The 14751-nt window shown below is 34.2% G+C and carries 16 protein-coding genes and 1 tRNA gene; 10 read left to right on the top strand and 7 right to left on the bottom strand.

What is annotated here, in order from left to right; translation table 11 throughout:
- Positions 1–169: 169 nt before the first annotated feature.
- The 4 genes from Megvenef_RS02400 to Megvenef_RS02385 all read right to left on the bottom strand — a co-directional run bounded on the left by Megvenef_RS02400 (position 170) and on the right by Megvenef_RS02385 (position 2558).
- Entirely contained in the window at positions 170–349 is a 180-nt protein-coding gene (locus tag Megvenef_RS02400; RefSeq protein ID WP_322776404.1) for a hypothetical protein, read from the bottom strand.
- Between the two features lie 163 nt (positions 350–512).
- On the bottom strand, positions 513–1235 hold the full coding sequence (locus tag Megvenef_RS02395) for an ankyrin repeat domain-containing protein (RefSeq protein WP_322776403.1): 723 nt from the start codon (positions 1233–1235) through the stop codon (positions 513–515).
- Positions 1236–1323: 88 nt separating this feature from the next.
- A complete protein-coding gene (gene mltG, locus Megvenef_RS02390; protein WP_322776402.1) occupies positions 1324–2319 on the bottom strand; it encodes an endolytic transglycosylase MltG in 996 nt (331 codons plus the stop codon).
- Positions 2319–2558 carry an exodeoxyribonuclease VII small subunit gene (locus Megvenef_RS02385; RefSeq protein WP_322776401.1) on the bottom strand — a complete coding sequence of 80 codons (240 nt, stop codon included), beginning with the start codon at positions 2556–2558 and terminating at the stop codon, positions 2319–2321. Before Megvenef_RS02385 ends, mltG begins: the two co-directional genes overlap by 1 nt.
- A gap of 45 nt (positions 2559–2603) precedes the next feature.
- Here Megvenef_RS02385 and Megvenef_RS02380 point away from each other — a divergent pair, with 45 nt between their 5' ends.
- From Megvenef_RS02380 to Megvenef_RS02370, 3 genes are all read left to right on the top strand, one after another.
- Positions 2604–2882 carry an NADH dehydrogenase ubiquinone Fe-S protein 4 gene (locus Megvenef_RS02380; protein WP_322776400.1) on the top strand — a complete coding sequence of 93 codons (279 nt, stop codon included), beginning with the start codon at positions 2604–2606 and terminating at the stop codon, positions 2880–2882.
- A 116-nt stretch (positions 2883–2998) separates the two neighbouring features.
- Entirely contained in the window at positions 2999–3901 is a 903-nt protein-coding gene (locus Megvenef_RS02375; RefSeq protein ID WP_322776399.1) for a M15 family metallopeptidase, read from the top strand.
- 133 nt (positions 3902–4034) lie between these two features.
- Entirely contained in the window at positions 4035–4469 is a 435-nt protein-coding gene (locus tag Megvenef_RS02370) for a hypothetical protein (RefSeq protein ID WP_322776398.1), read from the top strand.
- A 20-nt stretch (positions 4470–4489) separates the two neighbouring features.
- Here the strand turns inward: Megvenef_RS02370 and Megvenef_RS02365 are convergent, their stop codons facing one another.
- The 3 genes from Megvenef_RS02365 to Megvenef_RS02355 form a co-directional block, all read right to left on the bottom strand.
- The gene (locus tag Megvenef_RS02365; protein ID WP_322776397.1) at positions 4490–5674 is read right to left on the bottom strand and encodes a BaiN/RdsA family NAD(P)/FAD-dependent oxidoreductase; all 1185 of its coding nucleotides are present in this window, start codon (positions 5672–5674) and stop codon (positions 4490–4492) included.
- Positions 5675–5679: 5 nt separating this feature from the next.
- Complete coding sequence (locus Megvenef_RS02360; RefSeq protein ID WP_322776396.1) at positions 5680–6564, bottom strand: DMT family transporter; 885 nt, start codon at positions 6562–6564, stop codon at positions 5680–5682.
- Between the two features lie 123 nt (positions 6565–6687).
- The gene (locus Megvenef_RS02355) at positions 6688–7206 is read right to left on the bottom strand and encodes a hypothetical protein (protein WP_322776395.1); all 519 of its coding nucleotides are present in this window, start codon (positions 7204–7206) and stop codon (positions 6688–6690) included.
- 110 nt (positions 7207–7316) lie between these two features.
- Between Megvenef_RS02355 and Megvenef_RS02350 the strand changes: the two genes are divergently transcribed.
- The 7 genes from Megvenef_RS02350 to Megvenef_RS02320 all read left to right on the top strand — a co-directional run bounded on the left by Megvenef_RS02350 (position 7317) and on the right by Megvenef_RS02320 (position 14470).
- A tRNA-Ser gene (locus Megvenef_RS02350) sits at positions 7317–7408 on the top strand.
- 398 nt (positions 7409–7806) lie between these two features.
- Positions 7807–8811: an AAA family ATPase gene (locus Megvenef_RS02345; protein ID WP_322776394.1), complete on the top strand. Its 1005-nt coding sequence runs from the start codon at positions 7807–7809 to the stop codon at positions 8809–8811.
- Between the two features lie 8 nt (positions 8812–8819).
- Positions 8820–9725 (top strand): DUF58 domain-containing protein, encoded by a 906-nt coding sequence (locus Megvenef_RS02340; RefSeq protein ID WP_322776393.1) that lies wholly within the window; start codon positions 8820–8822, stop codon positions 9723–9725.
- Positions 9725–10255 carry a DUF4381 domain-containing protein gene (locus Megvenef_RS02335; protein ID WP_322776392.1) on the top strand — a complete coding sequence of 177 codons (531 nt, stop codon included), beginning with the start codon at positions 9725–9727 and terminating at the stop codon, positions 10253–10255. The genes Megvenef_RS02340 and Megvenef_RS02335 overlap by 1 nt, the downstream gene beginning before the upstream one ends.
- Positions 10256–11266: a vWA domain-containing protein gene (locus Megvenef_RS02330; RefSeq protein ID WP_322776391.1), complete on the top strand. Its 1011-nt coding sequence runs from the start codon at positions 10256–10258 to the stop codon at positions 11264–11266.
- Positions 11256–13001, top strand: coding sequence for a vWA domain-containing protein (locus Megvenef_RS02325; RefSeq protein ID WP_322776390.1), 1746 nt, complete (start codon positions 11256–11258; stop codon positions 12999–13001). Before Megvenef_RS02330 ends, Megvenef_RS02325 begins: the two co-directional genes overlap by 11 nt.
- A complete protein-coding gene (locus tag Megvenef_RS02320; RefSeq protein WP_322776389.1) occupies positions 12995–14470 on the top strand; it encodes a BatD family protein in 1476 nt (491 codons plus the stop codon). Before Megvenef_RS02325 ends, Megvenef_RS02320 begins: the two co-directional genes overlap by 7 nt.
- Positions 14471–14751: the final 281 nt, after the last annotated feature.

Raw genomic sequence — 14751 nt, 5'->3', positions numbered from 1 at the left:
CTATGGCTCATTTTATGATCAAATTCGAAGGGAGAATTTAAGTGCCTATAATCGAATTTACACAAATAGATGGAAAGTCTCCATTTGTTATTAAACATCATGCTAAAGGCTTTTTAAAATACCCTGTTAGGCTGTCAACTCAATTAGCTGAGCTAATTTCTTGGAAGTTTTATAGATCTTCAACGTTATCACCATTAGGTGCATCACCCAATGCATGAACTTCTAAATGACCCGCTATTACTGGCATATTACCACCATGAGCTATTACTGGCATATTACCACCATGAGCTATTACTGGCATATTACCACCAGCGAATTCTACATCGTTACCTGCATTACCATCTTTCATAATCCTTTCTCCAAAAATTAAATTGATTTTTCTTAAAGCCTCGCGCTCCATAGCCGCGCTATTGAAGGCTCTAATTATGGCTCTGTTGCAAATTTAAGGGCGTGGTATTATTCTATTTCTACATTTGCAACAGCGCCGTATGGCATAAGATTAAGTTACGTTTTTATCCATCACTCAAATCATCTTCAATTAATCCAAGCAATTCTAAAGCTTTTTGTTTATCTAAAATAGAAAATTGTTTATTTGTACTTTCTACGGAAACAGTACTTATGGAAGTATTATCGCTCTCTGAAATTGTTATAGTAGTATTTGTTATATTTAATTTATTGAGTATAGATTGAATTTTCTCTACTTTAGGGTTGACGTTATACTCAATAAGCTTTGTGTAAATATTACTTCTATCTGAATTAATATCTGTCATAGCTTTAAGTAAGTACTTTAAAGCAACTGGTGACTCCTGAAGACCAAGCTGAATCGGATTTTTATCGTTTGCATTAGTTAAAGCGAGTAATTCAGGATTATTCTCAACTAGTACATAAATAGTGTCTTTGTTTCCTGTTCTCACTGCAAAATGTAGTGCATTAAAACCAGAACTTGTCTGCTTTATCACAATCCACGGAAATTTCTCCATTATTAATGCCACAGTATCACTATTTGCATTTAATACTGCATAATGCAAAATGGTAAAACCTTCTTTTCCTATTAATTGATCATCAGAATTTGTTCTTTCTATAACTTTCTTCAAAGCAAAATCAGCGTTATGCCTTACTATCATTTTAAGCAACTTGAATTTTACTTCTGTCTGTGGCATTCCATCTATTAACCTAATAACTAGATTTTGATTACCTATATTGAGAGCTTTTTCCAATTCAATGTGATACTTCATTCCTTATCCTGCTTTTTTAATTTTCAACAGTATATTCCCCTATTCCTAATATTGTTTTATTATCATAGGTAATTGATAAGAGTTTATATTATTTTTTGATTTCTTGCTCCTTCACCCGCTGTCTAAATCTCTGAACATGCATATTATGCTCTTGAAGTGTACTAGAAAAGTTATGTCCACCACTACCATCAACAACAAAATATAGCGCATCAGTTTTTGCTGGTAAAACAGATGCCTCAAGTGATGCAACCCCAGGACAAGAAATTGGACCTGGTGGAAGTCCCACTATTTTGTATGTATTATATTTTGAATCAATTTGTAAATCTGCGCGTGATAAGGCACGATTCAACTTATATTTCCCCTCAGTCACAGCATAGATCACTGTTGGATCAGCTTGAAGCTTTATCCCTTTCCTCAAGCGATTAATAAAAACTCCTGCTATAAGAGGACGCTCTTTTTCATTACCAGCTTCTTTTTCGACTATCGAAGCAAAAATAAGTACATCTTTCCTAGTCTTTAAAGGCGAATCTTCTTTAAGTTTTAGCATCACAGAATCTAGAGCTTTTGACATACCGCGGCGCATTTCATCAATAATTTTTTCACGCAAATCACCATATGTATAAAAATAAGTTGAAGGCATGAGATAGCCTTCTGGGATATTAAGATTAATTTGCCCAAATAGCCGATCTTCGGCATTTATTTTTGTAATAATTTCACTAACTGTTTGCCCCTCAGCAATAGTAAGTCTGTGAACCACTGATTTTCCACTGGCAAGCTTTGTGAGAACTTGATAGGGAGATATAGCTTTCGTAAACTCGTACTCACCGCTTTTGAGGGGTTTATAGAACCCATACAACTTACTAATAAACTCAAATAGAATTCTATGTTGGATTATACCATCCTGCTCAAGAATTATACTAATTTTATGAGTAGAACTACCAGATTTAATGATAACTATCTTCTTCTCTGCAAGTCTTCCAGGCAACACTAAGTAGCTACCAATAATATTGGCTATGGTGATAGTGGTAAGTGCTAAAGAAACTATAGCAATTAATTTTATTTTTAAGAAGCTATTAACAAGCACTAAAGGTCAACCTCAACAGTTTGCACTTCAGTATCAGTTGCGTTTGTTATTTTCTCGATCTTTAATTTAGCATTTTTTAGCATGGACTCACAGTGTTTCTTGAGCAATACTCCACGTTCAAAACTCTCAACAGCGTTTGCAAGATCTTCCTGACCTGTATCAATTTTTCTTACAATTTCTTCAAGTTCGGCAAGCGCCGACTCAAAACTCATTTTTTCAATAGCTTTAGATTGGGTCATAGGATAAAATTGTTTTTGATTAATTAAACATTATTTGTTTTTCACATGCAAGTTAGAATTCTCAAACCTACCAAATCATCAATGCAATCAGCAAATGGTAATAATAAATGGTTACTAGAGTTTGTCAAACAGCCTAATTGCAAATTTAAGGAATCGACGCAAGGCAGAACTTCTTCAGTTGATATGTATAACGAATTAAAGATTTTTTTTCCAACTCTTGAGCAAGCCATTGCTTTTGCCAACAAAAAAGCTTTAACTTATGAAGTCATTAAGCCAAAAGAACCTAAAACCCCTAAAAAGAGCTATGCTGCAAATTTTAGGTAAGCAGCACTTTATGTAACTCTTCTTAAATATACTACTTCGGTTTTTGTTAATTTTTCTGTAATAAGTTACCATTACCCTTTACTCTCAATACTGAAAAATTATACAAAGTAAGGATTATGTTACTATTTCTACCAAACTCCAAATCAAATAAGCCTAATCAGATTGAAGATAAGCAGTATATGTTTATAAATAACTACAACCGAGGTTTACAAAATGGCATTTCAAATAACATACCAGATAAATATTTTGTATCGCTAATTGTGAACTTTAGCCTTATTGCCCTATTGATTATTTTTTTTACCACAATATCGTTAGGTAACAACGCAGACCCAAAAACAGACCGACAACTTGAAGGTGGTTTTGTTTATTTAAGCGATATCGACCCATCTATACTAATTAATCTCAAATATCATCAGAATGAGAATTTTACTGGAGTACCAATAGCCGGATGTAGCAAAGGAAGGGCCGTAGTTACACTTGATGCAGCCGCGGCTTTAAGGAACGTTCAAGAAGACTTAGTGATGCATGGCTACGCTCTTGTGGTTTACGATGCATACCATCCTCTCAAATCTCAAGAAAAATTCAATTCCTGGCTACAAGAACAGAGCATTGATACTAAAGATAGTTACTATCCGAATCTTACAAAAACAGCGATAAAAGAAGCAGGATATATCGAAGCTAAATATGCTCATGTTCGTGGCAGCACAGTAGACGTTAGTATTATTTCACTTAGAGATAAGTTAACAACCCCCTGTAAACAACAAAAGAGATCGTATAAAGATCAAAAAGATCTTATCTATTTAAACGATGGTACAGCCGAAATGGGCACTTCATACGATACTTTCGACCCATTATCTTCATATTCAAACACTACAATTCCTCAAGAGGCTCAAGCTCATCGTAAACTCTTAAGAGAAACTATGCAAAACCATGGGTTTGTTCCAAATGAAAAGTTTTGGTGGCAATTTACCCTAATCAGAGAACCATATATTGATAGCAAATTCGATTTTGATATCTAAAAAAGTAGAATACTGAGATAAGCTACCTAATCACACTAAAATTATTTTTTTTATAATTATCTTTGTTCTCTTTGCTAGCATGTAAACTTTAATTTACACTACTTAAAAAATATTTGATTTAATTAAGGCGTCTATGGAATCTACTAGAAAATTTATGCTTGCTTTAGCTTATTTGTTACTAATAGCTGGGGCATTATTCACAATAATTAAAATGCCTAATTCAGATAAGCCAGCTGATGGTATACAATATTACGATAACGTCCAAGTAGGGGATGAAGAAAATCTTGTCATCAAGAAGGTCATAAAATCATTTGCAAACAAAGTAAATTGTAATATTAGCAAGAACTGCCTAACAAAATGGGATATTAAAGGTAATACCGCCAAATACTCTGTTGCTTGGCAAGAGCAATGCGGACCAGTGGTTAATGGCGTTCACCAGTTAGGTGACAACGGTATGGGATCAACTTTCGTATGTGAGACAAAGCCTAATTCTAGCTGTTGCTGGCCATTAGGATATGATCATGTAGAAGAATTTGTCATGTGTTTAAAGTGGGATAATAACAAATAGCCAAATCCACTACAGGAAAACTATTTAAAGCTATTCGCTGCAACAAAGCCAGATGACCAAGCCCATTGAAAGTTGTAGCCGCCAAGCCATCCTGTCACATCTACCACTTCACCTACAAAGAACAAGCCTGGGACTTTAATTGATTCCATAGTTTTTGAAGATAATTCTCGTGTATCCACACCGCCAGAGGTAACTTCTGCTTTAAGATATCCTTCGCTATCGCTTATTGGCACTTGAAAATTATGGATGAATTTTGCTATATACGATAACTTTTCTTTAGTAAGGTCAGTAATAGTTTTATTAAAGTCTGAATTTCCCAGAGAAAAATTATCAACCAATCGATTTGTTAAGTAAACCTTGAGATAATTAGCAAGAGTTTGCTTGTTGTTTTTATCAGCAGCAAACATGTTCTCAAGGTTAAGGTTTGGCAACAAATTAATCGATATTTTTTCATCATCAAATTTATTTAAATATGATGAAATTTGAAGAATTGCTGGCCCACTCAGACCTTTATGAGTAAATAATATGTTTTCCGTAAAAGAAGTATCTTTATAAGTTACTATTGAATGGTTAGAGATTCCTCTAAGTTCGTTGAACAATTTCTTTTGCTCATCTGGAACGATAAGAGGCACTAGAGCAGGCTTAGTTGAAACAATATTAAGGCCAAATTTTTTGGCAACACGATAACCAAAGTCACTTGCCCCTATTTTTGGAATCGACAACCCACCTGTAGCAATAACAAGAGTATCGCCAATAAAATCCCCTTGATCTGATTCAATTTTGAAATAATCATTCTTAAAAACATCTTTAACGTTACACGATAGCCTTATATCAACTTGGTATTTTGTGCATAAATCAATAAACATGTTGATAATTTGGCTTGAAGACCCATCACAAAACAATTGCCCTAAAGTTTTTTCATGATACGCAATTTTGTAAGACTCAACTAGATTGATAAAATCATGCTGAGTATATTGCGAAAGTGCGGATTTAACAAAATGAGGATTTTGGCTTATAAAGTTATGATTACTAGTATATAAATTGGTAAAATTGCATCTGCCACCGCCAGAGATTCTGATCTTTTCACCAATTTTATTTGTATGCTCAACAACTAAGACTCGTTTTCCTTTTTGCCCAGAACGAATCGCTGCCATTAAGCCAGCAGCACCTGCTCCTATTATAATTACATCGTATTTACCTGGCATTGTAGTCAATATTTAGTTTTTGGAACATTGTGAAACAATACCATTAAAGCGCCAGATAAAACTATTATTGTGCCCAATATCTGCGTAGATGTTACTTTTTCGTCAAGCAAAATAATGCCCAATATTAACACAAATACTGGTTCTAGAACAGATAATGTAGAGGCCTTTTCAGCATCAATATACTTCAAAGCTTGTAGTAATAGCAAAATAGGTACCGCTGTACAAATAAGCCCTATACCTATTATGTTAAACCAGTTATTCAAACCACTTGGTACACTAAAGCTAGAATCAACTAGAGAAGATATAAAGCACGTAATCATACAGCCTATTGAAACCATCAAAGTAGATAATATTGGATGAACCTCAACTTTCTCACTCATGACCATATATATAGCATAAAATATTGCTGTAGCTATCCCTAAACCAACACCTATAATATCTAATGCAAAATCTTGCATATCTACTAAAAGTGTCAGCCCTATTATAATAATTAAAAAAGCCACGCAATAAATTTTACTAAATGGAGCTTTATAAAAAACAATATTAACTATCATTACTATAGCCGGGTAGATGAAAAATATCACCATAGCGAGTCCTGTGCCTATATAAACGCTGGCCATAAAAAAAGCTATTGAGGAAGTGCCATAAAAAGCCATTCCGCTTATCAACACTTTAAGGATAGCTTTTGGTGACAGTAAAATAGTTTTATATTTTGGTATTAATATTATTAGCGCAAATAAGGCGGATATTAGAAAGCGCCAAAATAACATATTAAAAACTGATGATCCAGCTTGCATAATAGTAACACCAAAATATCCAAGAAGGCTATAACAAAGGCCAGAAGTAATTGCGTATAGCGCTCCTTTTTGGTAATTAGATAAAAATTTCATTTGTAAACTCGAGTATTTTATTATGGATTTTGCTTAATAGATTTTCCTTAAAAGGTTAATGCAAATCCTAAGCGAATATGTTTACCAATCGCTTGGTTAAATTGAACTTGCGAACAATAATTTCTAGTAGCTAGTTTCAATAAATTCTTTGAAGGCTTTAAAAGTATTTCTGCGATTAAACGTTCCCATAACAGTATTGTGTCTACCCGTTAATTCTACCGTTACAGATTTTGCATAAGTTATTTCTCTAAATTCTTCTTCACTAATTGAAAAAACCACTTCTTCTTCATGAGTTCTGGAGTTAATGTTATATGCTACAACTTTTGGCCTCAATATCGGTTTAAAGGTTAGAATCTTTAACTTATCAACCAAGAACTTCAATGTTGTATCAAAACCATTATGAAGTATGTCTCCTTTTTTCGAATTACTCCAACGAACCGTTAATTTGTAATCTTTTTGTTTTGAGTCACGATTTAATAGAAAATAAAACGGAGTCGTTTTTGTATTTACAAAACTCAAATATACCGGTTTAGACTCAGATCTAGCCCAGGTAAATCCCGAATTGTAGCTACTACTAGTCCCTATGGCATAACACCCAGAAAGCGCTAATAAAATGGCAAAAAAACTGATAAACTTATTCATTAAGAACTAACCTAAACTTTTGTAATACCAGCGACTATAGCAGGATTTTCCTCGGCAGTAAAATAATTCTGGAAAACTAATAAATTAAATGTTATACCTAACATGGTTTTGGAGAGATGGCCGAGTGGCCGAAGGCGCTCCCCTGCTAAGGGAGTATAGGGAGCAATCTCTATCGAGGGTTCGAATCCCTCTCTCTCCGCCATTTCAGCAGCTAGTAAGATCAAGTATCTCAGCGGTTTGTTTTAGTCTATTTAAGTGCTTGAACATACATTCAAAATTAGCTCTATTTCACAACATACGACAAAATTCTTACCCTAATTACTGTTCACAATAACGCATTTTTGCTTAAGAACCATCCACAATTGTTAGCATAAGGTAAATACCTTGCAACAGCGCCGTTTTTGGCGTAATTAAAAAATAATACTACATTTAATCCAAACTTAGTGCTTGACAGTTAAGACAGTATCAGAACCTGTTGAACAACCATTTGGGCCTTAAAGTGCGTCTATACCCTCAAGTTAAGTGATAAGTGGTTGCTATATATTTATATATAGTTTATTTTAATAATAATTAATTTTAAATTTACATAAGTAGAGTTAAATGATTGACAGAAATCCAAACCATTCTTCTCTAGATAAAAATCCCACGGCTCGACAAAAATTAGTGAATATTAGAGCTGAAATTGCTAAAAAAATTGTAGGGCAGAATGACTTAATTGAGAACCTTTTGGTTTGTTTGCTAGCCGATGGTCATATGCTGATAGAGGGCATGCCTGGTCTTGCTAAAACTACAGCAGCTAAATCTGTCGCCGAAGCGGTAGAAGGAGATTTTCATCGCATTCAATTTACACCTGATCTACTACCATCTGATATAATTGGTACAGAAATATATGTTCATGAAACTGGTAAATTCACTTTCAGAGAAGGACCGATATTTAATAATATAGTACTAGCAGATGAGATCAATAGAGCCCCAGCAAAAGTCCAATCAGCTTTACTAGAAGCTATGGGAGAAAGGCAGGTTACGGTTGGTCATAAAAGTTATAAATTACCAGAATTATATGTAGTTCTTGCAACCCAAAATCCCGTTGAACAAGAAGGAACACATAATTTGCCCGAGGCTCAATTGGATCGCTTTTTGATGTATGTGGTCGTAGACTACCCTTCATATGAGGAAGAGCTGCAAATTATTACTTTAGATGAAAAAAGGCAGAATCCTGGTCAAACTTCAGAGTCAATTGTCACAACCACTCAAGAAGAGATTTTTGCTGCACGCAGAGAAGCCTCGCAAGTACATATCAGTGATAGCTTAAGAAATTATATAGCCACTTTGGTTGTTGCAACACGTGAATCCGCTAAGTATGATGCACAATTAGCCAAATGGATTATGTATGGCGCTTCTCCACGTGGCACCTTGGCTTTGATTCGCTGCGCCAAATCTCTGGCTTGGTTACGTGGAGATGAGTATGTAACGCCACATCATATTCAAACGCTTTGCCCTTATATCTTGTCGCATCGTATTACTCCTTCGTTTGAAGCTGAGGCAAACAATGTATTACGACGTGATATTATAAGTCGTTTGTTGGAAGTAGTTGCAGTTCCCTGAGGCTTCATATGTTATATCCAGATTTTAATGAACTGGTACAGCTTAAAACCAATCTCAAGCTACTATCAAATCGCCTGATAAAATCACTGATTAGTGGTAATTATTTTTCATCATTTCGTGGTCAGGGCTTAGAATTTGCCGAAGTAAGGCAATATGTTCCTGGTGATGATATCAGAAAAATAGATTGGCGTGTTACAGCTCGCACTGGCATTCCGCATATCAAATTATTTACAGAAGAGAGGGAACGTAGTGTTTTGATTGTTGTGGATATGAATACAACAATGTGCTTTGGAACTCGAGGAACATTTAAATCCGTACAAGCAGCAAGATGCGCTTCATTAATTGGGTGGTGCGCTAATAAAAACATGAATAGAGTTGGTGCTTTATTGTTTGGTGATGTGCAAAATGGAATGGAATTTTTACGTCCCACTCGTTCAAGACGTTCTTTGTGGCGAATGCTAAAGCTTTTGTGTCAAAAACCAGATACCAGCAATGGTGTTATACCTCTTGATAAAGCTATTGAATTTGCCAATAAAATTATCACGCCTAGTACTATAGTTTTTGTTATTAGTGATTTTATTAATATTGACAACAAACTAAGCGAGCAATTACGTTATATGAGTGTTCATTGCCAAGTAGTGTTATTGTCTATAAACGACCCATCTGACATAAGTATTAACCCTGCAGGAGATATATTATTTTCTTCTAATGAAATGCAGCGCCTCTATATTAATACCGACAGCGTTGCTGGTAGAAAGCTATATGAAAAACAATGGACAGATAGATCGTTAAAATTATACGATATGTCGGTTAACTTAGGTATTCATCACATATCTTTACTTACTAATAGAGATATTTATTTCGACTTGTTTTATGGGCTGAAGATCTCAGCTAATGTACGCAGGAGGAGATAATGGAAGGGATAATTAACAACAAAGATCTTCAAAAAAAGCTTGCAAATCAAATCCATGATATGATGCTTGGGAAATTGCAAGATATAGATGGAGTAGATTCTGTTGACTGGCTACCACTAGCTCCAGGATGGTGGGCGTTAATTATAATTATAACTCTACTTTTAATAAAACTTCTAATAAGTTTCTTGCGAAAGAGAGCCTACAGGCAAACTTGGCAATATAAAATACTAGAAGAATTAGAGCAAATGCAAAAAAGACTTAGCCCGCCTGTGGCCCAAGATGTGACTATTAAGCTTTCGGAAATTATTCGCAGATTAGCAATGTATAAATATTCACGCATTGAATGTGCTGGACTTGAGGGCATCGCATGGCTTAGTTGGCTAAGGCAACATGATCATTATAAATTTGATTGGGAAAAACATGGCAAGCTTTTAATCGAGTCAGTTTATGCTGCGCCAAATGATGGAAACAAAATTCTACTCAAAGAATTATCTCGTTTGATTGAAGCAACAAAAAAATGGGTGGTTTAGATGTTTGCGTTTAATTGGCCATGGATGGTATTATTGCTCCCTCTACCTTTAATTACCTGGACACTACTCCCTGCTAATAAAAATGCAAACGACGATACGATGCCAGAACTATTATTTCCTTATACTAATAGATTAAATGAAGCCTTTGCTGGGCGCTATGTAAATCACCCTAAATCAAAAAAATGGTTCATTATTACTTTATCATTGTTATGGTTTTTTTTAGTACTTACGGTAATGTGTCCAATATGGCGACACCAGTCACTTCTCATTAATAGCAAAGGTTATGATATAATGTTGGCAGTCGATATTTCTCTTTCTATGAATATTGTAGATTCAGCTGAGAAAGAAAAATCGATGACTCGTCTTGATAGTACAAAAGAAGTCGTGACAAATTTTACTAAGCAAAGACAGGGAGACCGATTGGGTTTGATTTTATTTGGAGAACAAGCGTATTTGCAAGTGCCCATGACGTCTGATACTTTTGGTCTAAGTCAAATGCTGAATAATGCTATGCCTGGTATGGCTGGCCCATCGACTGCTATTGGTGATGCTATTGGTATTGCGGTGAGAGAATTACGTAATCGTACCGATGGTTCTAAGATATTAATCTTGCTTACTGATGGCGCAGACACATCAAGTAGTATCCCACCCATTAAGGCAGCAGAAATTGCTAAACAATATAATATTCGTATCTACACCATAGGCATCGGTAATCAAGGATCAGCTTCTTTTACCGATGCAAATGGCAAAGTTTCCACGATAGACACAAGCATGGATGAAAAATTACTGCAGGATATTGCAAATATTACTGGTGGCCAATATTTCGTGGCTAGGGAAGATCAAACATTAGAGAAAATATATAATAAGATTAATGAATTAGAAAAAATTGATTTAACTACTAAGGAATATCAATTTACGTCTTTATACAGATATCCTCTAGGAGTAGCTTGTTTGTTATTTTTAATGTTATGTTTATCTCCGCTATATAGGAGATTTGTTTATGGAGTTTAGTCAATTTCATTTTGCTGATCCGATGTGGTTTTGGGGCGTAATAGTTATTCCTATAGTTGGTTTGCTTTATTTGTTTGTTTATCGCAGCAACACGAATATTGATAAATTAGAGAATTTTGTTGATAAGCATCTCATACCTCATTTGTTACAAAATTCTCTAACTGGTAATATATCAGTGATCAGATCAGTTCTACTTGGATCAATATTATGGCTGTTTTTAATGGCAGCCATGGCCTGCCCAAGATGGAATTTTAAAGAAATAGAAAATTTTACAGAAGATAAAACATTATTAATTTTACTTGATCTTTCAAAATCAATGGATTCAGATGATATCAAACCCTCGCGCCTAATGCGAGCTCGTCAGGAAATTGAAGATATTCTAAATTTGAACAAAGGTGTCCGAATAGGTTTAATCGGATTTGCTGCTAATGCTCACATAATTTCTACCATTACAGACGATATGAGCAACATAAGGCATCTATTACCAGTTCTTGGTACAGATCTGGTTTATGTTCAGGGAACTAGACTATTTGCAGCTTTAAAAACAGCAGATCAAATGTTAGCTTCTGAACGAGGAACTAATAAATCTATTTTGATTATAACCGATGGAGGAATAACAGACATAGATTCTATAAACCTAGTTAGCACCTTAGCACAGAAAAATATAATAACTCATACTCTTGGTATTGGTACCCAGCAAGGTGTGAAATTTATAGATGAGACTGGAAAATTCATCCAGCGTGATGGCCAAATATTAATTTCCAAGTTAGAAAAAAGCAAGCTACAAGATATAAGCAATGCAGGAATGGGAAAATATTTTGATACTCATCACTCAGATAATAATACTCAAGAAATATTAGATGAAATTAATGTGCGTAATAATTTCTTAGAAAAAGACACTTTATCTCAAGGTGGTCGCCAATGGGAAGATGAATTTTATATTTTCGTCTTCCCTGTGATGTTAGTAATTTTATTATGGTTTAAAAAGGGATTTTCTTTTCCAATTATAATACTTGTATTACTAACTCACTCTCAATCAGCTTTGGGAGTAGACATCATAGATCAAATGTTTTTAAGCAAAGAGCAACAAGCTAAAAAATCATTAGAGGAGATAGAAGATTTTGATACTGCTGCTATGCTGTTTGATGATCCATATAAACGAGGAGTGGCGTATTATAAGGCTGGTAATTTTGTAGAAGCAGAAAAGTATTTCCGAAGTAATACAAGACAAGAGGTTCAAGCTAATTCATTATATAATTTGGGTAACGCACTTGCCATGCAAGATAAGTTAGATGAATCAATCGAGGCTTATAAACAGGCTTTAGAATATGATCAAAATAATTTAAAGGCAAAGAATAATTTGGGAATCATTAAGTTTATGTTAGTGAAAGTAGAGAAAGAAAAAGAGACAGATAAAAAGAAAAAAAAGACACAAAATGATGATGGCAAGCTCCTAGGAGGCGGAGGAGGTGGTGGGAGCGATGATAATGAAGATGAGGATAGTACGGACAAAAGCGATAAAGACAAAAGCGATAAAGACAAAAGCGATAAAGACAAAGGCGATAAGGATTTAGATCCTCAAAATAAAAACAATTCAGGTTTTGGTAAAGAAATTGAGGTTGATCAGTGGTTAAACCAAATACCAAATGATCATAAGAATTTTCTAAAGAACCAATTTTATCTAGAATCACAGCAGCAAAATAATCAAACTCAATCAATTATCGATCCATGGTGAAAAGGTTACTAATATTTATTATTATTTTTCCTTATTTAGTTTCTGGAGCAGTCCGTGCTGCTGCTGTAGAGATAGCTCCAATAAACTCGATTAAAAATAATAATATTTTTGTGGAATCAAGCACGACCAAAAATAATCCATATTTATATGAACCAATCATTTACCAGGTCAAACTTTTTACTAAAATTGATTTAACTGATACTAAATTTGATCCTCTAGTCATAAAGGATGCTATAATCAAACCTTTGGGTAGTTATAAAATTTATGACACTAAGCATAATGGACTTAGTATTAAGGTAGTAGAATTAAGCTATATTATAACTCCTCTAAAATCAGGTAATTTAATTATACCATCGCAAAAAATAAAAGGCACCCTTTTACTAAATGAGGTCAAAACCAGTAAGACTTCCGATGCTGGTGTAAACTCATTATTTGATAATTTTTCAGATGATTCAAAAATCGTTACACGATCCGAAGCTTTTACGGTAGCTAGCACAGAGTTAGCATTAACTATACAGTCTCCATTAAGTAGCGTTAGTCCATGGTTACCAGCTGAATCTATATCTATGGAAGGAAAATGGAGCAGCTCCACCCCTTATGCGGTAGGAAAGCCGATTCAGTATAGTATAACAATATCTGGCACTGGCATAACTGCTAACCAGCTTCCGCGCGTTAGTGTAGAAAATCTAAAAGGTTTAGATTATAAGGTGTACACTGATAAATCAGAGGTAAAAGATAGTGTAGATAAATTGTCAATTATTAGCTCTAGAAATGAAACATATACTATTATTCCATTAAAAACTGGGAAAATAACTTTACCCCCAATCAAAATTAATTGGTGGGATGTAAAAAACAACGAAATGGCTACTGCTAGCATTAATCATGGCATCATAGAAGTGATTGCAGATAATGTAGGATTTTTTTCTCCTGAAATAAGTGATGCTAAACCATTGACTGAATTTAAAAACTTTCCCGATTCAACAAATGATATTGCTCTTAAATCGAGTGATGATAGTAAACTATCATACAAACTCATAATCATAATTCTGATCACATTAATTGCCATATTATGGCTAATAATGCTTAGAATATCTAAATCATATAAGAGTAAATCGATAAAATGCCAAACAAGCAGCAAACTAAAGCTAGGTGAGGCTCTATCTCCTAAAGAGTTACGTGATTTTTTACAAAACTATGCTCATAAAAATTGGCAAGCTCCTCATAATGCTTCTTTAGCAATTATTTTTAATTCTGCAATTAAACTAAATCCTAAAATACAAAAAGCGGATTATGTTAATATAATAAAGACAATAGAAGGTGCATTATATAGCAACAAAGCAGTAGATATGAAAAAACTTAACACTGAATGTAGTGATTTTTTAAAGCTTACTAGGAAAAAATATGTTAAGAGAAATGGCAAGAAAAATCCGGAGCTGCCAACTTTAAATCCGATTGATTATAGGCATTAAGGCCAGGCTTTTTTTGTGGCTCTGTTGCAAATTGGTTCCGTTGCAAATTTAGAAGGAGAATAAAATAAACTGTAAATACACGATTGTGAACTTTAGAATTAACTGCTTTTAGTCATAGATATAGAACAATCTTTTAACAAATTGTACTTGTTCTAAAATAGAAAGTCTTAGGTAATGAGTTTGCTTTTTAATCATCATGGCCATAGGCTCTGTCCATCTAAGTGTGTAAATTCCTTATAGGTTATATAATCAATTAATATAACCAAGAGGAATAAAATATG

Source organism: Candidatus Megaera venefica (assembly GCF_034554655.1).
In the GTDB taxonomy this organism is placed as follows: Bacteria; Pseudomonadota; Alphaproteobacteria; order Rickettsiales; family Rickettsiaceae; genus Megaera_A; species Megaera_A venefica.
This window is presented reverse-complemented; position numbering and strand designations above follow the sequence as displayed.

Bases quoted from the DNA above. Each gene is read 5' to 3' on its own strand.
- Megvenef_RS02400 (WP_322776404.1), bottom strand. From the start codon at position 349: ATGAAAGATGGTAATGCAGGTAACGATGTAGAATTCGCTGGTGGTAAT.
- Megvenef_RS02395 (WP_322776403.1), bottom strand. From the start codon at position 1,235: ATGAAGTATCACATTGAATTGGAAAAAGCTCTCAATATAGGTAATCAA.
- Megvenef_RS02385 (WP_322776401.1), bottom strand. From the start codon at position 2,558: ATGACCCAATCTAAAGCTATTGAAAAAATGAGTTTTGAGTCGGCGCTT.
- Megvenef_RS02380 (WP_322776400.1), top strand. From the start codon at position 2,604: ATGCAAGTTAGAATTCTCAAACCTACCAAATCATCAATGCAATCAGCA.
- Megvenef_RS02375 (WP_322776399.1), top strand. From the start codon at position 2,999: ATGTTACTATTTCTACCAAACTCCAAATCAAATAAGCCTAATCAGATT.
- Megvenef_RS02370 (WP_322776398.1), top strand. From the start codon at position 4,035: ATGGAATCTACTAGAAAATTTATGCTTGCTTTAGCTTATTTGTTACTA.
- Megvenef_RS02365 (WP_322776397.1), bottom strand. From the start codon at position 5,674: ATGCCAGGTAAATACGATGTAATTATAATAGGAGCAGGTGCTGCTGGC.
- Megvenef_RS02360 (WP_322776396.1), bottom strand. From the start codon at position 6,564: ATGAAATTTTTATCTAATTACCAAAAAGGAGCGCTATACGCAATTACT.
- Megvenef_RS02355 (WP_322776395.1), bottom strand. From the start codon at position 7,206: ATGAATAAGTTTATCAGTTTTTTTGCCATTTTATTAGCGCTTTCTGGG.
- Megvenef_RS02345 (WP_322776394.1), top strand. From the start codon at position 7,807: ATGATTGACAGAAATCCAAACCATTCTTCTCTAGATAAAAATCCCACG.
- Megvenef_RS02340 (WP_322776393.1), top strand. From the start codon at position 8,820: ATGTTATATCCAGATTTTAATGAACTGGTACAGCTTAAAACCAATCTC.
- Megvenef_RS02335 (WP_322776392.1), top strand. From the start codon at position 9,725: ATGGAAGGGATAATTAACAACAAAGATCTTCAAAAAAAGCTTGCAAAT.
- Megvenef_RS02330 (WP_322776391.1), top strand. From the start codon at position 10,256: ATGTTTGCGTTTAATTGGCCATGGATGGTATTATTGCTCCCTCTACCT.
- Megvenef_RS02325 (WP_322776390.1), top strand. From the start codon at position 11,256: ATGGAGTTTAGTCAATTTCATTTTGCTGATCCGATGTGGTTTTGGGGC.
- Megvenef_RS02320 (WP_322776389.1), top strand. From the start codon at position 12,995: ATGGTGAAAAGGTTACTAATATTTATTATTATTTTTCCTTATTTAGTT.